The sequence below is a fragment of the Romboutsia ilealis genome (genome assembly GCF_900015215.1).
Lineage (GTDB): Bacteria > Bacillota > Clostridia > Peptostreptococcales > Peptostreptococcaceae > Romboutsia > Romboutsia ilealis.
In genome coordinates this window covers 451,634-471,700 of the sequence record NZ_LN555523.1, presented here as the reverse complement: position 1 = coordinate 471,700, position 20,067 = coordinate 451,634, and the positions used below count along the sequence as shown (strand labels likewise).

The window sequence follows — 20,067 nt, the reverse complement described above, 5'->3', positions numbered from 1 at the left end:
TAGCTTAATTTTTATAAAAGTAAGCTACATCCTTTTTATTTTAGTTAATATTTAATATTAACTATTTACATACATTTCCAGATACATTCAATACATCCCATGTTCTAGCAAATGGTGGCGCATAACATAAATCTAACATTCCTAATTGATTCGTTGTTAATTTACCAAATATAGCTGCTGCTATTACATTACATCTTTGAACTGAATCTTTAAATCCAGCAACTTGTCCACCTAATATAATCTTAGTCTCAGCATCGTAAACAAGCTTTACATATATTTTATCTCTACCTGGATAGTAGTTTGTTTGATTAAAATCTGATATAAATTTAGCCTTATAGTTTATTCCTAAGTTTTGAGCTTGTGATTCAGTCATACCAGTTGAAGCTGCTTCCATATCCATAACTTTTATACAACTTGAACCTAATGACCCTTGAAATGAGTTATTTGCTCCTGCTAAGTTTTCACCAACTATTCTTCCTAATTTATTAGCTCCTGTAGCAAGAGGTACATATGAATCTTTACCTGTCACTATATTTTGTATAGTAGCACAATCTCCAGCTGCATATATATCTTCTACTGAAGTTCTACCAAATTCATCAACTATTATAGCTCCATTTGGTAACATTTCTATAGATGTATCTTTTAAAAATGCAGTATTTGGTCTTACTCCTGTTGCTATAATAACTACATCAGCTTCATATTCGCCTTTGTTTGTTATAATCTTTTCTACCTTTGTTTCTCCAACTAATTCAGATACAAGTTCTTCTAATCTTAAATCTACATTATGTTTTTTTATTTCTTCTTCTAATACATCAGTTATTTCTTTATCAAATACTTGTGCAAGAACTCTTCCATCTGATTGGAATACTCTTACTTCTTTACCTAAATGCTTAGCAGCTTCAACAGCTTCAAGTCCTATAAATCCTGCACCTATTATAGCTATTTTTTGATTTTCTTCTTTATTTAATAATTCTTTTACTTTTATTCCATCTTCCATAGTCTTTAATGTTGAAACATTATCTAACTTAACATTTTTTATAGGAGGTATTATACTACTTGCTCCTGTTGCTATCATTAATTTATCATAAGAATCTTCAAACTCAGTGTTCGTTTCTAAATTTCTTACTGTAATCTTTTTAGCCTTTGTATCAACCTTAACCACTTCATGAAATACATTTAAATTTATTCCTGTCTCTCTAAATTTTTCTGGGCTTCTTGCTATCATATTGCTAGCATCATCAAAGAATCCTCCAACAAAATATGGAAGTCCACATGCACCAAATGATACTACATCTGTTTTTTCATATACTACAACATCATATTTAGGTTGCATTCTTTTTAACTTAGCTGCTGCGCTCATTCCTGCTGCAACTGCACCTACTATAATTACTCTCATTATAATTCTCCTCCCTAAAAAACACATTATTTCTAAAAGTATTTTTATCTATAAACTCGTTATTATATTAACACTTTTATTTTATAAAATCTATAACTTATTAGTTTATTTTTGCATTATTCTATATAATTAATAAATAGTTATTATTTATATAATATACACACTTTTTAAATAATTAAATAATAATTTATTTATCTAATATATTATAAATGATTTAAATTTATAATTATTAATTTTATATTATCTCTTTAAACATAAAAAAGCATCTGTATATTTACAGATGCTTAAAACATTATCTAACCGATCTTTTTGTAGCTTTTCCTTTTTTAGTAACATTCTCAGCCTTTACTTTAGCCTTAGCTTGTTCATGTCCTGGGAATACTATTTGTGGATTTTCTGTATTTCTTTTGTATAAAGTAAACTTAGACCCTATAGCTTGAACAAACTCAGCTCTTAAAGCTTCACATATAGCATTAGCAGTTTCTTTAGTTTCAAGACCTGCTGTTTCAAGTATTGTTACTTTAACTATCTCTCTTTTTCTTAACATATCATCTAATTGTTCTAAAAAGCTTTCAGTAACTCCATCTTTACCTATTTGAGTTGAAGGCTTTAAAGTATTTGCTATTGATCTTAAATACGCTCTTTGCTTACCTTTTAACATTATGTCACCTCATATATATTAATTATAGAATTCAAATTCTATTTCGTAAATTCTAACTGTATCTCCATCTTCTATTCCCATTTCTCTTAATCTATCGAATACACCTTGACTTTCCATGGCTTTTTGGAAATATTGAAGAGATTCCATATCATCAAAGTTAACAGAATACATAATTCTTCTTAAAGATTTACCAGTTACAACATATACTCCATCTTCTATATCTATTTGTAAACCTTCATCTTGTTGTTCATCAAGTTCAGGTCTAAACATTTCTTCTTCTGAAACTAACTCTATTTCTTCAGCTTCTCTTAATAATTCAGATACATAAGCTATTACATCATCTACACCTTGACGTGTTGCTGCAGACATTTTAAATACTTTGTATCCTCTTTTTTCTAATTCATTTTTAAATTCATCAAATACACTTTCATCTTCTAGTATATCCATCTTATTAGCAACTACAACTTGTGGTCTTGTTGATAATTTTTCATTATATAGTTTTAATTCATCATTAATTTTATCAAAATCTTCTAAGGCATCTCTACCTTCTAAACCTGATATATCAACTATATGTATTAAAACTTTAGTTCTTTCAACATGTCTTAAGAAGTCATGTCCTAAACCTACACCTTCTGCAGCACCCTCTATAAGACCTGGTATATCAGCTAAAACAAAACTCTCTCCAAATTTCGTTTGAACAACACCTAAGTTCGGAGTTAGAGTCGTAAAGTGGTAGTTAGCTATCTTTGGTTTAGCTTTAGTTACTACAGATAAAAATGTTGACTTACCTACGTTAGGGAATCCTAAAAGACCAACATCAGCTATCATTTTAAGTTCTAACACTACCCATTTTTCAACACCATCACTACCTGATCTAGCAAAAGCAGGAGCTTGTCTAACTGCATTAGCAAAGTGTTGGTTTCCTTTTCCACCTCTACCACCTCTCGCAACTACAGCTCTATCTCCTTCTTCTTTTAAATCTGCTATAACAAGTCCTGTAGCCTCATCTCTTATTATTGTTCCAGGAGGAACTTTAAGAATTAAATCTTCTCCATTTCTTCCTGCTTTTCTTTTTTTGCTACCATCTTCGCCATGTTCTGCTATATATTTTCTTTGATATTTGAAATCCATTAATGTTCTTAAACCTAAATCAACTTCAAATATTACGCTAGCTCCATTTCCGCCATCTCCTCCATCTGGACCACCAGCTGGAACATATTTCTCTCTTCTAAATGATACCGCACCATTTCCGCCATTTCCTGACTTTACAAAAATTCTAGCTTTATCTATAAACAAATTAATCACCTACTTGGTTAAACTTTTTTATTTATTTTTTCCAAAACAGATATATAGCATTCTATAAATATCTATTTACAAGAAAAAGGAGTGTATCAACACTCCTTTTATTTAGTATTACTCAGCTATTGATACTGGGTATACACTAACTTTTTTTCTTTTCTTATCTTTTCTTTCGAATTTAACAGCACCGTCAACTAATGCAAATAAAGTATCATCTCCACCTTTACCTACGTTAGTTCCTGGATGTATCTTAGTACCTCTTTGTCTTACTATTATACTACCAGCAGTTACTACTTGTCCGTCAAATCTCTTAACACCTAATCTCTTAGATATAGAATCTCTACCGTTTTTAGAAGACCCTACCCCTTTCTTAGATGCAAGTAACTGTAAGTTCATGTTTAACATATGGAGTCACCCCCTACTTTTTTAAGATTTTTATATTTTTGGGATATTCCCTTTTAATTTCTTCAATAGCTAATTGAAAATGATTTAGTAGTAATTTAGAATCCTCTAGATATTCATCTTTTACGATACATTCTATATGGCCTTCTTTACCTATAACTGTCTCAAATTCAACTTTTGCAAGCTTGTCTAATGAGTTTATAACTGCAATTGCATTAGATGTAACCGCAGAACATACTATGTCATATCCTATTTCAGCGAAATCTGCATGACCTTTTAGACAAAAGCCTTTTATTGAAAAGTCATCATCGTAATAATATTTAACTTTTATCATTACTTAACCATTATTAAGCGTTTATCTTTTCGATAACTATCTTAGTGTATGGTTGACGATGTCCTTGCTTTCTTCTGTAGTCTTTCTTAGCTTTATACTTGAAAACTATAACTTTCTTAGCTTTACCTTGTTCAACAACTTTCGCTTGAACAGAAGCACCTTCTACTGTAGGAGCTCCAACTACTAACTCACCATCTTTAGTACAAGCTAATACTTCGTTTAAAGTAACTACATCACCTGCATTACCTTCTAACTTTTCAACGAATAATACATCACCTTCAGCAACTTTATATTGCTTTCCACCTGTTTTAACTATAGCGTACATTAAATACACCTCCTCGGTCTCAAAACTCGCCATATAGGTACTTCACTTAAGAAGTTTTCAACCTTTTCTGTGCGGCATTACAGTTATTAATATTACTATAACATTTGTCATATGTCAACTAACTATTATAAATTATATTTATTTTTTCATAATTTATTTTATTATTTTCACATAATCTTATTTTAATTTCATATTTTTTAGATATATTTTCTATTATATACATAAAATTCATTTTTATAAGTTCTAAATTTCTACTATTCAATTCTATAGTTACATCTTTATATGATGTATGGGTACTAATTCTTATTATCTCTTTTTCTATATTATCTAAAGTAAAACTTATAGATTTTATTGCCCCTTTACCTTCGCAAATATAACATTCTTCTAAATAGTATTTATCTATAGAATCTCTCTCTCTTCGCCTTGTAATCTCCACTAGTCCTAACCTTGTCATTCCTAATACTTCGGTTTTTCTTTTATCTTTTTTAAATTCTTCATTTAATATATTTATTATTTCTTGCTTATACTTTACTTTGTGCATATCTATAAAATCAACTATTACTATTCCACCTATATCTCTTAATTTAAGTTGGCGACAAACTTCAATTGCTGCCTCTATATTAGTTTGGTACACTGTTTCCTCAAGTTTTAAATTTCCAGTAAATCTACCTGTATTAACATCTATTACAGTAAGTGCCTCAGTTTTATCTATTATTAAATATCCTCCACTTTTAAGCCATACCTTTTTATTTAGAGCTTTTTCAATTTGATTTTCTACTCTATATAAATCAAATATATCTTTATTTTCTTCTAGCTCCAATTTTTCTATATACTCTCTTTTTATAGATTTTAGTATATTTTTTAATTCATCATACTTACATTTATCATTTGTAACTATCTTCTCAATATCCTCATTTACATTATCCTTTATATACTTAGATGAAAAATCTAATTCTTTATATAGAAGTTTTGGTCCTATTCCCAATTTATATTCTTTAAGTATCTCTTTATATCTTTCCTTTAACTCATTTATATCTGCTTCTAAGTCTTCTTTTGTACAACCTACAGCTTCTGTCCTTATTATCAGACCCTTAGCACCTTCGCTTGCACTTTTAGCAATTTTTTTTAATCTAAACCTTTCTTTTTCATCAGATATCTTATTAGATATTGTAATTCTATCATTAGTAGGAATATAAACTAAATATCTACCGGCTAAACTTATCTCAGTATTTAATTTAGCTCCTTTAGTTCCTACTTCCTCTTTATTTACTTGCACTAATATATCTTGGCCAGCTTTTATATTGCTATCTTTATCTAATTGCAAATACGCTAACTTTTCAAATCCCACGTCTACAAAACATGCCTGTATACCTGGAATTACTTTTTTTACTATACCCCTATATATATTTGATACCTTTTTAGAATTTTTATTATCTTCTATTAATAATTCTATTAATTTATCATCTTCTAATATTGCTGTTTTATGAGATGAAACTAAACATTCTACTATGATCTTTTTCATTTATTTCTCCTTAAATTACTGCTTTTATATATCTTATTATAATTAAAAAAAGGTGGCTTAAACCACCTTTTTTTACATAGGAGATACTAATTGACCATCCTGTAATTTATATAAATCTCTTCTTAATATATCTACATCTAAAGGATCCATCTCTAGCTCTAATAAATCTAATATTTTAGGTATAAATATATTAGTATTTAAATTAGCCTTAGAACCAGTAGCTATTGTTGCCTCTAGCGTTAATACATCATCTTGTATATCTAATAAGTCAAAATTTCTAATCATAGGTCTTATATCAGATTCTACAATTTTTCCTTTTTTATTCTTTTTAGTTATTATTATTTCATCTTGAGACATAAACTCTAATATTTTACTTTTTACAAATTCTTTAGTTAAAGTCTTTTCTGTTTCTATTGTAAATATATATTCACCATACTCTATAACAGAAGCTAAAGATGGCTCTTGCTTATCTATTTCTTCAGCTTTTATGAATTTTATACCTTCTGGTAATTGTGCATTCATTCTGTTTAAATATTCTTCTATACTTAAGTCTTCTTCTATTTCAACATCAACATATTCTCCTTGACTTTCCGTCCCAAGAGCTAAAGCATTTCCGTAACTTATCTTAGGATGCGGGTTAAATCCTTGCGAATGAACTAAGGCTATTTCAGCTCTTCTAAATGCTCTTTGTAGTAATTGTTGTAAATCTAGATGAGATATATAAATCATATCTCCTTCTTTATTAAATTTCGTTCTTATTATTTTCATAACTAACACATCCCCCTTCCTATATCATGTGCATTTATACCACATGCATTACATTTATGTCTACAATCTGGAGTAACTGTGTCATTTTTAGCTTTTTCATTTTCTCTTACTAAGAATTTCTTGCTAACTCCTACATCTATATGATCCCATGGGAATACTTCATCATAACTTCTTTCTCTATTTGCATAAAAATCTATTGAAAGATTATTCTTTTCCATAGCTTCTTTCCAAGTATCTAAATTGAAGTACTCTGACCATCCATCAAATTTAGCTCCTGCTTTAAATGCGTCATATATAACTTTACCTATTCTTCTATCTCCTCTAGCTATTACTGCTTCCATTAAACTAGTTTTAGAATCATGATAGTTATATTTTATATCTTTATTTTTTAATTTTTTAATTAAATGTCTTTGTTTTTCAACAACTTCTTCAGTTGTATCTTGTCCATGCCATTGGAATGGTGTAAATGGTTTAGGTACAAATGTTGATGTACTTACTGTAACTCCAAAACTCTTTTTTAACTTACCATTATGAACTTCTCTGTAAGTATCAATTACATCATATGCAAGTTTCGCAATTCCATCTAAATCGTCATAAGTTTCTGTTGGTAAACCAATCATGAAGTATAGCTTTACACTATTCCATCCCATTTCAAATGCTTTTTTAGTTGCATTTTGTAAATCTTGTTCACTTACACCTTTATTTATAACATCTCTAAGTCTTTGTGTTCCAGCTTCAGGTGCAAAAGTTAATCCTGATTTTCTTACTTGTTGTATTTTTTCTGCGATTTCCATAGAGAAGTTATCTAGTCTAAGAGATGGTAATGATATTCCGATATTATTAGATGTATACTCATCAACTAAGTAATCAGTTAACTCTGATAACTTAGAATAATCACTAGTACTTAATGATGATAAAGATATCTCATCATAACCTGTACTCTTTACTAACTTGTCTACTATCTCTTTTAATCTATCTACACTTTTTTCTCTTATCGGTCTATATATCATACCAGCTTGACAGAATCTACATCCTCTTGTACATCCTCTAAATAACTCAAGTACAACTCTGTTATGAACTGTATCTATAAATGGAACTATTAATTTTTCTGGATACGGTACATTTTCAACATCTTTTATTATTCTCTTATGAGGTTTAGACGGTATATTTTCTCTATTTGGTACAACTTCTTTAACTGTATTATCGTCATTGTAAGTAACATCATAGAAGCTAGGTATATAAACACCTTCTATTGAAGATATTTGATATAAGAAATCTTCTCTAGTCGTTTTATTTTTCTTCCATTTTTTATAAGCATTTAGTATTTCTACATTTACTTCTTCACCTTCACCTAATACAACTATATCAACAAAATCAGCCATAGGCTCTACATTATATGCACATGGCCCTCCAACCAATATAAATGGATCATCTAATTTTCTTTCCGTTCTAAGTATAGGTACATTTGCTAAATCTAGCATATTTAATATATTTGTATATGAAAGTTCATATTGAAGCGAGAATGCTATAACATCAAAATTAGTTATAGGTTCTCTCGACTCTAAAGCAAATAAAGGAATATTTTTTTCTCTCATCATATTTTCCATATCAATAGCAGGTGCAAATACTCTCTCGCAGAATATTTTTTCCTCTCTATTGATTACATCATATAGTATATGACTTCCTAAGTGACTCATACCAACTTCATATAAGTCTGGAAAACATTGAGCATATCTTATTAAATTTTCATCTGATGTATCCTTATGTATAGAATTTATTTCATTTCCAAGATACCTAGCAGGCTTTTCAACCTTCTTTAAAATTTTCTTTAAGTCTACCTTATTCATGTATCTTAAAACCTCCGATAATCGTATTATTTTAAAACATAAATATTATTATACACGATATGATATTATGTATCAAAACTTTATTTATTTCAATATAATTTTTCAATTTTATTTTTATATTCAACTAACTAATTGTCCTAATTAATTTTTTATAATTAAAAATTTAACAATTTATTAATTTAAATTTATAACTATTTATCTAATGAATCCTTGCTAGATATCAAAACTTAATAAATATTATATCCATTTATCATAAAATTTAAAAAGATTATTTACTACCATTTTTATAGTAGTTGATGAAGTCTATAACAAAATTATACTAATGAGTATAAAGAATAAACGTAATATTAAAAATTGTCTCCAAAATTAGAGAATAAAAATATTAATATTTTGTTAAAATTTATAAAGGAATAATCTCTTTTATATATAAATTAAACTTTTTACTTATACATATGATTTTAACTATAAAACACATTACTTAAGTATTATTTTGTTTTAAATTATATTAAATGGGTACATATTAATATATATAGTTAATTTTTAGGAGGATTTTTTATGAGTGATATATTTGAAGTAAAAAAAGATATTTACTTTACAGGTGTTGTTGATAAAGATTTAGAAGTTTTTGATATCATAATGGAAACTGAGTTTGGTACAACTTATAATGCTTATATAATAAAGGATGAAAAAACTGTTTTATTCGATACTGTTAAGCCAAACTTTAAAGATGAATTTTTAAATAATATATCTAAGGTTACGGATGTGGCTGATATAGATTATGTAGTTATACACCACACTGAGCCGGACCATGCTGGTAGCTTAAAATATATATTAGATTTAAATCCAAACATAGAAGTATTCTGCACTAAAGCAGCTAAAATGTACTTAGACGAACAAATAAACAAACCATTCAAATGCCATGTTATAACTGATGGTGAAGTTTTAAACATAGGTAAAAGAAATCTTAAGTTTATAACTGCTCCTTTCTTACATTGGGCTGATACTATGTTTACTTACGTTGAAGAAGATAAAACATTATTTACTTGTGATGCTTTTGGCTGTCATTTTGCAAATGTTGATGCTGATGCAGTTGAAAGTGAAGATTATTTAAAATCAGCTAAACACTATTACGATTGTATAGTTAAGCCTTTTGCTAAACATGTACTAAATGCTATCAATAAAGTTGTTGATTTAAAATTAGACTTTGATACTATATTAACATCACATGGACCAATGCTTACTAAAGATCCTATGGCTCAAGTTAAAAGATATTTAGATTGGTCTACAGAAGTAGTTAATAGTACTAATCAAAACCAAGTTGCTGTATTCTATTTATCTGCATATACTAATACTTTAGTTATGGCTAAAAATATAGAAAAAGGCTTACTTGAAGAAGGATGTAAGGTTACTTTATATGACTTAGAAAATATGAGTTTAAAAGAAATGCATGACGCAGTAGTTATGTCTAAAGTAATCTTATTAGGTTCTCCAACAATTAATAAAACTATGGTTAAGCCAATGTGGGATTTATTCTCTGTCATAGATCCTATGGCTAATGTAGGTAAAATAGGTGGAGTTTTCGGTTCTTATGGTTGGAGTGGTGAAGGTATAACTATGGCTGAAACCTTAATAAAATCTATGGCCTTTAAAATGCCTGTACCTTCTATGAAAAAGAAATTCTTCCCTTCAGAAGAAACGCTTCAGGAATGTGTAAACTTTGGTAAAGAATTTGCTAAGTTAATAAAATAATATATAAAAAAGCATCTGTAATTACAGATGCTTTTTTATATAAATTTCAATCGGTATTTTATTAAAATTAAACTCTTTGGCTAGTAGTTTTTCTAACTTCCCTCCAAGAAAGTTCCCCTCTATTCAATGCATTAATAAATATTTCAGCTGAAGCTAAGTTTGTAGCTATAGGCACATGATATACATCACATAATCTTATAAGCGCTTGTATATCAGGTTCATGTGCTTGTGCTGTAAGTGGATCTCTTAAAAATATAACTAAATCTATATCTTGAGATACTATTAGCGCTCCTATTTGCTGATCACCACCTAGTGGTCCAGATGCCAATCTATTTACATTAAGATCTGTTTCATCCATTATTCTCTTTCCTGTTGTGCCAGTACCATATAAACCATACTTTTTTAGTATTCTTTCATATGCTATACAGAAACCTATCATTGTATCTTTCATTTCATCATGTGCTATTAATGCTATATTCATATTCTCTCCTCCGATTTTAAAAGTTTATTTTTTTCCTTCTCATACCAACATTTAATACTAATCCTAAATTTGCTAATGATGTAAGCAAAGAGCTACCCCCATAACTTATAAATGGAAGTGTTACTCCAGTTACAGGAATTACAGCTACAGTCATACCAATATTTTGTATAATTTGATAAGCAAACATACTCATAACACCGATCACTATAAGAGTTCCATAAAAATCTTTAGCTTCTCTTGCAAGTATTATCATTCTAATCAAGAATAATGTATAAAGTAATATTACAACAAACATTCCTATTACACCTAATTCTTCTCCTATAACAGCAAATATAAAATCACTTTCTTGTACTGGTAAAAAACCTTCTTGGTTTTGAGTTCCATTATATAAGCCCTTACCAGTTAAACCTCCAGAGCCTATAGCTATCATAGACTGTATAACTTGATAGTTTCCCTTATATGTAGGATCATCTGGATGTAAGAATGCTTCTATTCTTTCTTTTTGGTGCGATGCCATCATCATATACATTATTGGCAACGACACTATAGCTATAATGATAACTCTTTTTATTAGCTTTATATTAAGACCTGCAGTAAACAACATCCCCGCAATTATACAACAAAATACTATAGCCGTACCTAAATCTGGTTGTGCAAATAACAAACCTATAAAAGGTATTGCATAAATAACAACAGGTATTATCTCTTTTAAGGTATTTAATTTATCCTTCTTAGACTCTACTATTTTAGCATAACTTAATATAAAAGTTAGTTTAACTAATTCAGATGTCTGAAAATCTAAAGGTCCTAAATTTAGCCAAGACCTTGCCCCTCCTCTTTCAGCACCTATGCCAGGTATCAAAACAACACCCAGTAAAATTAAACTAATAACATATAAACCTTTATAATATTTGCCTAAAAAATTATAGTCAAACATTAGTATTCCTATTATCATTAACACTCCTAAACCAAAAGCAGAACCTTGCTTATAAAGTTGGAAGTAGTTACCTGTCTCATTTGCATGAGTCGCACTACTTAGTATTAATAATCCAAAAGAAAATATACAAAGCACTATAATTATAAGCTTCCAATCTAGTTGTTTTATCAATTTAATCATCGATTTACGTTCAGCCATATTCTCACCGTCTTTCTAAAATCAATAAAAAACATAAAGGGGGATAATAATCCCCCTTTACCCTTACATTTTTCTCTCTTTTATATTTCTTAGTGGTATATTTGCAACTAATGCAGATACCGGCAGATCACCATTTTCCCCTCTAGACTTTGACATTTTTATTTCAAGGCCGTCTTCTTCTATTTCAGCATAATTAGCTATAACTTTAAGAATATCTGTTTTTATCAAATCTAAAAGCTTAGGAGAACAATCAACTCTATCATGTACTAAAACTAGTTTTAATCTTTCTTTCGCTACAGATTTGCTAGTTTTAGATTCATTAGAAAAAACTTTAAATAAATCTAACATAGATATATCCTCCTTTACTATTTAGCCATACCAAATATTTTCTTTATTTTAGTAAAGATATTAGCTTCTTCTTGTAATTCTAACATTGGTACTTCATCTCCTAATATCCTTCTTGCTATATTCTTATATGCTTGTCCAGCGAGAGACTTATTATCAAGTATAGCAGGCTCTCCTTTATTAGTCGAAACTATTATACTTTCATCGTCAGGTACTAAACCTAATAATTTAATAGCTAGTATTTCTATAATGTCTTCTTTATTCATCATATCGCCACGTCTTACCATATCGTGTCTTATTCTATTTATTACTAATCTTATATCATTTATTTCATTAGCTTCTAATAATCCTATTATTCTATCCGCATCTCTAACTGCTGATACTTCTGGATTTGTAACAACTATAGCTCTATCTGCTCCTGCTATAGCATTTTTAAATCCTTGCTCTATACCTGCTGGGCAGTCTATTATTATATAATCAAATGATTCTCTAAGTTTATTACATAAATCACTCATTTGTTCAACTGTAACTGCATTTTTATCTCTAGTTTGAGCTGCAGGTAATAGGTATAAATTTTCAAATCTCTTATCTTTTATTAATGCTTGTTTTAATCTGCATGTACCTTCAACAACATCAACTATATCATAAACTATTCTATTTTCAAGTCCCATAACTACATCTAAGTTTCTAAGACCAATATCTGCATCTACTATAACTGTCTTTTTATTTTCTAAGCTTAGTGCAGTTCCTAAGTTAGCTGCGGTAGTAGTTTTTCCAACTCCACCTTTACCTGATGTTATAACTATAACTTCACTCATAACACTACCCCCTGTATAATTAATACTTCTTTATTTTATCGTTTTCGGTAAGTAACTCTCTATAACAATTATATCATTACTCACAAATGCTATTTCTGGTATATTATTTTTATTCTCTTCATAGCTTTCATCATCTGGTGCTTCAGCAAAATTCCTAGATATTTGCAATACTTTAGGATTTAAATTTCCTGCAACTACATATGCATTCTTATTTCCATTTGCTCCAGCATGTATAAATCCAGCTACAGAGCCCATAACGATAACATTTCCATTTGCTACTACTCTAGAACCAGAACTTATATCTCCCATAACGACAACATTGCCTGTAGCACTTACCTGTGATCCAGATTTCATATCAGTCATTACAATTACATCTCCATCAAACTCAATATTTTCACCTGATCTTAAATTCGTTACATATTTAGTTTGAAAACTTATAACTTCTTTTTTATTGTAATCTTCAATAAACTCTACATCAAATTTAGATGATATATTATCTTTTAACATTAAAATCTGTATATCACTTAAATACTCACATCTTATAGAACAAATCTTTGCTCCATTAAAAAATCCAATAGATGATTCTAATTTATCTATTATACTACTTTTTATTTCATCAAAAGTCGCCTTCCTTTTGATATTTACAATTATACCTTTTTTGCTACCCTTAAATTCTACTAATTCACTAGTTGTAAATTCATTCAAAGACATAACAACCTCCAGAATGATATATCATTGTTATATATTCTTTAAAAAATCCCTAATTCCTTTTTATTTTTTCATTTGTGATACAAAATTTATGTTTTCTTTTTCTATTGTATCAGTATTTTCATCATTTTTATTATCTTTTTCGTCTTTATTATTACCTAAATCAAAATATGAACCTAATACTTCTCTAATAAGTAACATTGCATTACTACTACTTTCTCCTTGCGGAATCATAGCAACTACTGCTATCTCAGGGTCATCTGCTGGAGCAACTGCTACGGCCCAAGCAAATGGCTCATAACTACTTTTATATATATCTATTTTTTCATCATTCATATTAGGATTTAATTCCTTTATTGCCTTTCTTAAATATGATGCATTTACTTTATCATTATTTTCTAATTTAACATTTACACCATCTTCTAATTCTTCTTCTAAAGACTTTCTTTCTTCTTCTTTTAAATCTTTTCTTTCTAACTCTTCTTCTATTTCCTTTATTCTTTCTTCTGTTAGCTCTCTTTCTCTTTCTTTCTTCATTTTTTCAGCAAGGCTAACCGCTTCATCTGTAGAAACTCCATAAGATGACATATGACTCTTTAAATACTCAACTTCATTTTCTGTAGGTATTTTACCACTTTTTTCTGCAGTTCCAGTTTTAGCTGCCACACTTATTGGATAACTTGGACCAAATATTCCTTTTCCTGAACCTTGTGTACAAACTCTTTTCATACCTTCTATTAAATCTTTTAATTTTTCAGGATTATTGAAATCTATTTTTTCTACTTTATTTTCATCTATATCTACATTATTATAATCATTTGATATAACCCTATCTACTACTGATAACTCTACTAAATTTCCTCCGTTACCAATAGCTGCGACATATCTTGCCATCTGAGCAGGTGTATATTGGTTTTCACCTTGACCTATAGATATATTAAATGTATCTGCAGTACTCCATTTTGCAAAATTTAAATAACTAAATACTATCTCGTCTGCTAAAGTTTCAACTCTATCTTCTTTGACTTTCATTTCAGTAAGTCTTTTTATAGCTTCTACTCTACCTACAGTTTTTGTTTCATCTGCCCAAGAAACTATTTCTTCTATTCTTTTTTCGTATTCTTTAGAATCTTTAGATTTACTTATATCTGTAAAATCATTTGCCATTTCTTTTGTAAGATACTCTCTTAATAAAGTTTTTGTAGTTTCAAGCTTAGCTTCCATATTAGGAACACTACCTTTTCTTTCAGATATTTCTTCAATTAATCCAGTATAATCATCAAGTCCAAATTTCTTAGCATATTCTATTATACCTTCTGCTCCAACTTTAACGCTTGGATCTTTTCCGCCTATGTAATTTTTTCCAGATCCTATTGTGTAGAAGTATACATTACAAGATTCTTGTATTGCTTTATATAAGTCTGTGTATCCATGATTGCTTCTAGACTTGTGCCATATTAGGTCAGCAAATGGTCTACTCGATGGTCCACCTAATCTTATTACTCCAGTATCTTGTATTGCATAATTTGGACTTAATCCATTATCTATAGCTGCCATTCCTGTTACCATCTTAAATGTTGAACCAGGTTGGAATACTCCTTGTGTAGCTAAGTTAACTTGTGGATTTGCCGCTAAAACATCATTTTTATTTTCAGGCTGTAATGCGTTATAATCTTCATATGATATCCCATTAACAAATTTATTTGGATCATAATTTGGATAACTTGCCATAGATAAAACATCACCTGTTTTAGCATCTATAGCTACAACCGCACCTGACTCAGCATTTGGTGCTGCATTTAAGGTTTTATCTCCATATTTACTTTTATACGTTCCTCCAACTTTAAGTGCTTGTAATACTCCTTTTAGTGCATTTTCTGTATCTTCTTGCAAATCTTTATCTATACTAAGATATACATTATCTCCCGACTGTGGCTCTGATACTTCTAATTCCTTAGTTATCCTTCCTAATGCATCAACCTGTACTTTTTGGTATCCATCAACTCCACGTAGTTGTTCTTCATAGCTTTTTTCTATTCCAGATATACCTACGATGTCTCCTTTAGAATAAGTTTTCCCTTCTTCTCTGTTAAGATACATATCTTCTTGTCCAGATGGCATTTTACCCATATTTCCTAATATATGAGATGCTAAAGTTGTATTTGGATAATATCTTACTGGTTCTACTGCCACTGACACCCCTGGTAATTCTATAGCACTTTCTTCAAGTTGTGATATTGTCTCTTGACTTATATCTTTTGCTATAGTTACTGGATTATATTGAGAATATCCTTGAGACTTTATAAGATCTCTTACTACTAATATTTTTCTTGCATCTAAATCACTTAAGCTTTTATCTATCTGATAACTCTTGCTATTTCTTATTTTATTAAACGCTTTTTTTGCAGTTATATTGGCATCTGTTATGCCATAACTTTCTAACCAATCTTGTTTATTCTTTTCTTCTGTAAATAGCCATTTACTAACTAGAATAGGCGGATAATATCCATTTTCATTTAATTTTTTTTGAAGCTTACTAGGCTCTAAATTTCTATCATCTTGAGTAAGTACACCTTCAGATATTAACTTGTCAACCAAATAATAAAAACTTTCTTTAGCATCTAGCTCTTGAGGTATATTATTATCCTTATCATTCTTATATTCTCTTATATTTTTATCAAATGTATAGTAGTACTTTCCATCTTTTATATATATAGGAAACTCATCTGTGTACTCTTCATTATTTTTTTCTAATAAATTTATAAGTTTTAAACATATATCATTCGCCATAGACTTTCCGTTTGAGTCTTTTCTTTTTATTCCATCTCCTGATACTTGAACTGTAAATAAGTTTTTATTTCCTGCAAGTAGCCTTCCATATCTATCTCTTATTTCACCTCTAGGTGCTTTTATTAAAAGTTGCTTATAAGTTTTATTCTCAGCTAACTCAGTATAATGTTCATATTTAAAAGTCGTCATATATAATATCTTTACTAATATAACTACAAAAGCTACTAATATAAGATTCTTTATTATAGATAATCTATCTACTTTTTTCTTTTCTTCCATTCAATCACCAACTAATCTTCTTTAAGTTTAAGTATCGATGTTTTAAATAGGTTATATAGTAATACACTCAAAATTGAGTTAATCAAAGGAATAGTGATTATGCCTTTTATAACTAAATTTAATATTCCATAAGTATTATAAACTGGTATTGCTGTGGCTATATTTACCATAGAATCAAACAAACTAGCTATAAATACTAATGCAAATATAGTTATATTGCTTTCTTTATATATTTTATTTTTTAAAAAGCTAATTCCATATCCTATTGTAAATAAGATTAACGCATTAACACCAAATATTCCACCTACGTTCATATCTTTTACAAGACCTATTATAGCACCTATTATACTCACATCTGTCTCGTCCAAGTAAAGTGATATTATAGTTATGTAAATTGTAAGTAAGTTAAAACTCACATTAAATATGTCTATGTAATTAGTGATACTAATTTCAACTATTGCTAGCAAAATCCCTAAAAAACAAAGTAAAATCTTCTTCATAATTATAACACCTTTACCCTATATTCCTTGGTTCAATAATAATAACATCATCTATATTTTTAAAGTTTACATACGGCTTAACTACTACATATTTCATAGATTTATTTTTATCATCTATAACTTTATCAACTTCTCCTATAGGTATTCCTTCAGGATAAAGCCCTAGACCAGATGTTGTTATTACATCACCAGGCAATACATTATATGAACTATCAAACATATATCCACATAGGTAACCTTTATTTTTATAATTTTCTTTATCATCTAACGTAGAGTTTTGAGTTATAACACCCTTAAAATTAGAGTCTTTTAATAACTTAAAACTTACAGATGACTTTGTATCTAATAAAGATATAGCTTTACTATAGTTATCAGAAACTTCATATACAATTCCTACCAAACCATTTCCATTTGTAACTATACTTTCTTCTTTAACACCTTGATTTTTGCCAGCACCTATAATAAATGAATCATACCAATTTCCATCATTTTTTCCAACTACACTTGCTGAAATACTTTTTGCTTGGTATTTTTCATCTATATAGTTTAAAGCTTTTTTTAGACTATCAAGAGATTGAACATCATCTAATTGATTATTTAATGCTATTATCTCTTCTTTTAATTTTTCATTTTCATCTTGTAAACTATCAACCTTTTTAGAGTTATTTTTATAGTTTATTATGTCTTTAATATTATCTTTTAAAAATGTAAACCCATTGTTTAAATTCTTTCCTATAGGTTCTATTATATCTAAAACAAACTTATCTCCTATAGGATTATTTCCTGAATATCTACCTATAGATATTCCTACAATTCCAATTAAAGTGATAGCAACTACACCGGTTGCTATCACTTTTAAATTAATCTTTTTTTCTTTTTTGTTCTTATCGAATCTCAAAGATATCACCAACTTTTAATTACTTTCTAGCATTCATCATTAATACTTTTTCAAATATTTCTTGATCTTCTACTGACTTACCTGTTCCTAAAGCAACACAATCTAGAGGATTCTCAGCTATTTGTACTGGCATACCAGTTTCTTGCTTAACCAGTTTATCTAGACCTCTAAGTAATGCTCCCCCTCCTGTTAACATTATTCCGTTCTCCATTATATCTGATGCTAATTCTGGTGGTGTCTTTTCTAAAGTTGATTTTATTGCATCTATTATTGAGTTTATAGGCTCTTTTAATGCATCTCTTACTTCTGCTGAACTTATTTCTATTGTTTTAGGTAATCCTGATATTAAATCTCTACCTCTTATTTGCATATTTTGTTCTTGATCATCCTTAAAAGTAGATCCTATGCTTATTTTTACATCTTCAGCTGTTCTCTCACCTATAGCTAAATTATATTCTTTTTTAACATAACTAACTATAGATTCATCAAATTCATCCCCACCGATTCTTATTGATTTAGCTGTAACGATACCACCTAAAGATATTATAGCTATTTCAGTAGTACCTCCACCGATATCTACAACCATATTACCTTCTGGTTCTTCCACTTTAAGGCCAGCACCTATAGCCGCCGCCATTGGTTCTTCTATAAGATAAGCATCTCTAGCACCTGCTTGTCTTGCTGCTTCTTCTATCGCTCTTTTTTCTACTTCCGTAACTCCATAAGGAACACATATAGCTATTCTTGGTGTTATAACACCTTTTTTAGCAGCTGCTTTTTGTATGAAGTATCTAAGCATAGATTCAGTCACATCAAAATCAGCTATAACTCCATCTTTCATAGGTCTTATAGCTACTATATTACCTGGTGTTCTACCTATCATTTTTTTAGCTTCTTCACCAACTGCTAAAACTTCCTTACTGTCATCTCTTATTGCAACAACAGATGGTTCTCTTACTACTATCCCTTGTCCTTTTATATAAACTAAAGTATTAGCTGTTCCTAAATCTATCCCCATGTCTTTTGTCATTTTTTTAAATCCAAACATAGACATTAATCCTTTTTTCTCTTTTTTTTCTTTCTTTTCTTTAGTCATAATTATTATCCTTCCTATTTTTTCAAATTAAATCACCATATTTTCTTTAAAGCTAAAATACATTCCATCTCCAATTATTATATGATCTATAACTTCTATTCCTATTATTTCTCCACATCTAATAAGTCTTTTAGTTATATTTTTATCCTCTAGGGAAGGTTCTATACTTCCAGATGGGTGATTATGTATTAAGATAATTTTATTTGAACTTCTTTTTATTGCTTCTATAAAAACTTCCCTCGGATGTACCAATGATGAATTTAAAGTTCCTACGGATACATCAACATCGGTTATTATTTCATTTTTTGTATTTAAAAGAACTACCTTAAAAACTTCTTTTTTTAGATACCTTAAACTATCCATATAATATTTATATATGTCCCAAGGATTTTTAACCTTATACTTATTAGGTTTAAAACTTGCGACTCTTCTGCCTAGCTCTAATGATGCTTTTATCATAGTTGCCTTGGTTAATCCTACGCCATCTATTTCACATAATTGTTCAATAGTTATATCTTGTAGATACCTTATTCCTTGAGAATCTTTATTTATTATGTAATTTGCTAAGTCAATTACATTTTTCTGCTTCGTTCCTGTTCTAAGAATAATTGCTAATAACTCTGCATTAGACAAACTTTTTTCACCTTGTGCAAGCATTTTTTCTCTAGGTCTTTCTTCTAATGCCATCTCTTTAACTGTCATATTTGCATTAAA

At 29.1% G+C, this 20,067-nt stretch carries 20 protein-coding genes; 1 reads left to right on the top strand and 19 read right to left on the bottom strand.

Going from position 1 to position 20,067, the window contains the following annotated elements; all coding sequences use genetic code 11:
• Nucleotides 1-61 precede the first annotated feature (61 nt).
• The 9 genes from CRIB_RS02155 to CRIB_RS02115 form a co-directional block, all read right to left on the bottom strand.
• Nucleotides 62-1,396 (bottom strand): CoA-disulfide reductase, encoded by a 1,335-nt coding sequence (locus CRIB_RS02155; RefSeq protein ID WP_180702915.1) that lies wholly within the window; start codon nt 1,394-1,396, stop codon nt 62-64.
• 292 nt (nt 1,397-1,688) lie between these two features.
• On the bottom strand, nt 1,689-2,057 hold the full coding sequence (locus CRIB_RS02150; RefSeq protein ID WP_180702914.1) for a YhbY family RNA-binding protein: 369 nt from the start codon (nt 2,055-2,057) through the stop codon (nt 1,689-1,691).
• A gap of 18 nt (nt 2,058-2,075) precedes the next feature.
• Nucleotides 2,076-3,353, bottom strand: coding sequence for a GTPase ObgE (obgE, locus tag CRIB_RS02145; RefSeq protein ID WP_180702913.1), 1,278 nt, complete (start codon nt 3,351-3,353; stop codon nt 2,076-2,078).
• 117 nt (nt 3,354-3,470) lie between these two features.
• Nucleotides 3,471-3,761: a 50S ribosomal protein L27 gene (rpmA, locus tag CRIB_RS02140; protein WP_071121257.1), complete on the bottom strand. Its 291-nt coding sequence runs from the start codon at nt 3,759-3,761 to the stop codon at nt 3,471-3,473.
• 13 nt (nt 3,762-3,774) lie between these two features.
• Nucleotides 3,775-4,092: a ribosomal-processing cysteine protease Prp gene (locus CRIB_RS02135; RefSeq protein WP_180702912.1), complete on the bottom strand. Its 318-nt coding sequence runs from the start codon at nt 4,090-4,092 to the stop codon at nt 3,775-3,777.
• A gap of 13 nt (nt 4,093-4,105) precedes the next feature.
• Entirely contained in the window at nt 4,106-4,417 is a 312-nt protein-coding gene (gene rplU / locus CRIB_RS02130) for a 50S ribosomal protein L21 (RefSeq protein ID WP_071121259.1), read from the bottom strand.
• Between the two features lie 118 nt (nt 4,418-4,535).
• Nucleotides 4,536-5,939, bottom strand: a complete 1,404-nt coding sequence (locus CRIB_RS02125; RefSeq protein ID WP_180702911.1) for an Rne/Rng family ribonuclease — start codon at nt 5,937-5,939, stop codon at nt 4,536-4,538.
• Nucleotides 5,940-6,011: 72 nt separating this feature from the next.
• Entirely contained in the window at nt 6,012-6,707 is a 696-nt protein-coding gene (locus tag CRIB_RS02120) for a TIGR03936 family radical SAM-associated protein (RefSeq protein WP_180702910.1), read from the bottom strand.
• A gap of 2 nt (nt 6,708-6,709) precedes the next feature.
• Nucleotides 6,710-8,554: a TIGR03960 family B12-binding radical SAM protein gene (locus CRIB_RS02115; RefSeq protein WP_180702909.1), complete on the bottom strand. Its 1,845-nt coding sequence runs from the start codon at nt 8,552-8,554 to the stop codon at nt 6,710-6,712.
• 555 nt (nt 8,555-9,109) lie between these two features.
• Here CRIB_RS02115 and CRIB_RS02110 point away from each other — a divergent pair.
• A complete protein-coding gene (locus tag CRIB_RS02110; RefSeq protein ID WP_180702908.1) occupies nt 9,110-10,303 on the top strand; it encodes an FprA family A-type flavoprotein in 1,194 nt (397 codons plus the stop codon).
• 67 nt (nt 10,304-10,370) lie between these two features.
• Here the strand turns inward: CRIB_RS02110 and mgsA are convergent, their stop codons facing one another.
• The 10 genes from mgsA to radC form a co-directional block, all read right to left on the bottom strand.
• Nucleotides 10,371-10,784: a methylglyoxal synthase gene (gene mgsA / locus CRIB_RS02105; protein ID WP_180702907.1), complete on the bottom strand. Its 414-nt coding sequence runs from the start codon at nt 10,782-10,784 to the stop codon at nt 10,371-10,373.
• 16 nt (nt 10,785-10,800) lie between these two features.
• Entirely contained in the window at nt 10,801-11,919 is a 1,119-nt protein-coding gene (gene rodA, locus CRIB_RS02100; RefSeq protein WP_180702906.1) for a rod shape-determining protein RodA, read from the bottom strand.
• A gap of 63 nt (nt 11,920-11,982) precedes the next feature.
• On the bottom strand, nt 11,983-12,267 hold the full coding sequence (minE, locus tag CRIB_RS02095) for a cell division topological specificity factor MinE (protein WP_180702905.1): 285 nt from the start codon (nt 12,265-12,267) through the stop codon (nt 11,983-11,985).
• 17 nt (nt 12,268-12,284) lie between these two features.
• Nucleotides 12,285-13,082, bottom strand: a complete 798-nt coding sequence (gene minD, locus CRIB_RS02090; protein WP_180702904.1) for a septum site-determining protein MinD — start codon at nt 13,080-13,082, stop codon at nt 12,285-12,287.
• A 30-nt stretch (nt 13,083-13,112) separates the two neighbouring features.
• The gene (locus tag CRIB_RS02085; RefSeq protein WP_180702903.1) at nt 13,113-13,793 is read right to left on the bottom strand and encodes a septum site-determining protein MinC; all 681 of its coding nucleotides are present in this window, start codon (nt 13,791-13,793) and stop codon (nt 13,113-13,115) included.
• A gap of 60 nt (nt 13,794-13,853) precedes the next feature.
• Complete coding sequence (locus CRIB_RS02080) at nt 13,854-16,859, bottom strand: penicillin-binding transpeptidase domain-containing protein (RefSeq protein ID WP_180702902.1); 3,006 nt, start codon at nt 16,857-16,859, stop codon at nt 13,854-13,856.
• Nucleotides 16,860-16,870: 11 nt separating this feature from the next.
• Nucleotides 16,871-17,359, bottom strand: a complete 489-nt coding sequence (mreD, locus tag CRIB_RS02075; protein WP_180702901.1) for a rod shape-determining protein MreD — start codon at nt 17,357-17,359, stop codon at nt 16,871-16,873.
• A 13-nt stretch (nt 17,360-17,372) separates the two neighbouring features.
• Nucleotides 17,373-18,266, bottom strand: a complete 894-nt coding sequence (gene mreC / locus CRIB_RS02070) for a rod shape-determining protein MreC (RefSeq protein WP_243633591.1) — start codon at nt 18,264-18,266, stop codon at nt 17,373-17,375.
• A 10-nt stretch (nt 18,267-18,276) separates the two neighbouring features.
• On the bottom strand, nt 18,277-19,287 hold the full coding sequence (locus tag CRIB_RS02065) for a rod shape-determining protein (RefSeq protein WP_408638565.1): 1,011 nt from the start codon (nt 19,285-19,287) through the stop codon (nt 18,277-18,279).
• 93 nt (nt 19,288-19,380) lie between these two features.
• Nucleotides 19,381-20,040, bottom strand: a complete 660-nt coding sequence (radC, locus tag CRIB_RS02060) for a RadC family protein (protein WP_180703634.1) — start codon at nt 20,038-20,040, stop codon at nt 19,381-19,383.
• Nucleotides 20,041-20,067: the final 27 nt, after the last annotated feature.

Coding starts and splice junctions, on each gene's coding strand:
- CRIB_RS02065 (WP_408638565.1), bottom strand. CDS start 19,287: ATGACAAAAGACATGGGGATAGATTTAGGAACAGCTAATACTTTAGTT.
- minE (WP_180702905.1), bottom strand. CDS start 12,267: ATGTTAGATTTATTTAAAGTTTTTTCTAATGAATCTAAAACTAGCAAA.
- CRIB_RS02115 (WP_180702909.1), bottom strand. CDS start 8,554: ATGAATAAGGTAGACTTAAAGAAAATTTTAAAGAAGGTTGAAAAGCCT.
- CRIB_RS02155 (WP_180702915.1), bottom strand. CDS start 1,396: ATGAGAGTAATTATAGTAGGTGCAGTTGCAGCAGGAATGAGCGCAGCA.
- CRIB_RS02135 (WP_180702912.1), bottom strand. CDS start 4,092: ATGATAAAAGTTAAATATTATTACGATGATGACTTTTCAATAAAAGGC.
- rodA (WP_180702906.1), bottom strand. CDS start 11,919: ATGGCTGAACGTAAATCGATGATTAAATTGATAAAACAACTAGATTGG.
- rpmA (WP_071121257.1), bottom strand. CDS start 3,761: ATGTTAAACATGAACTTACAGTTACTTGCATCTAAGAAAGGGGTAGGG.
- mgsA (WP_180702907.1), bottom strand. CDS start 10,784: ATGAATATAGCATTAATAGCACATGATGAAATGAAAGATACAATGATA.
- CRIB_RS02125 (WP_180702911.1), bottom strand. CDS start 5,939: ATGAAAAAGATCATAGTAGAATGTTTAGTTTCATCTCATAAAACAGCA.
- CRIB_RS02080 (WP_180702902.1), bottom strand. CDS start 16,859: ATGGAAGAAAAGAAAAAAGTAGATAGATTATCTATAATAAAGAATCTT.
- mreD (WP_180702901.1), bottom strand. CDS start 17,359: ATGAAGAAGATTTTACTTTGTTTTTTAGGGATTTTGCTAGCAATAGTT.
- CRIB_RS02110 (WP_180702908.1), top strand. CDS start 9,110: ATGAGTGATATATTTGAAGTAAAAAAAGATATTTACTTTACAGGTGTT.
- CRIB_RS02120 (WP_180702910.1), bottom strand. CDS start 6,707: ATGAAAATAATAAGAACGAAATTTAATAAAGAAGGAGATATGATTTAT.
- CRIB_RS02150 (WP_180702914.1), bottom strand. CDS start 2,057: ATGTTAAAAGGTAAGCAAAGAGCGTATTTAAGATCAATAGCAAATACT.
- minD (WP_180702904.1), bottom strand. CDS start 13,082: ATGAGTGAAGTTATAGTTATAACATCAGGTAAAGGTGGAGTTGGAAAA.
- rplU (WP_071121259.1), bottom strand. CDS start 4,417: ATGTACGCTATAGTTAAAACAGGTGGAAAGCAATATAAAGTTGCTGAA.
- CRIB_RS02085 (WP_180702903.1), bottom strand. CDS start 13,793: ATGTCTTTGAATGAATTTACAACTAGTGAATTAGTAGAATTTAAGGGT.
- radC (WP_180703634.1), bottom strand. CDS start 20,040: ATGGCATTAGAAGAAAGACCTAGAGAAAAAATGCTTGCACAAGGTGAA.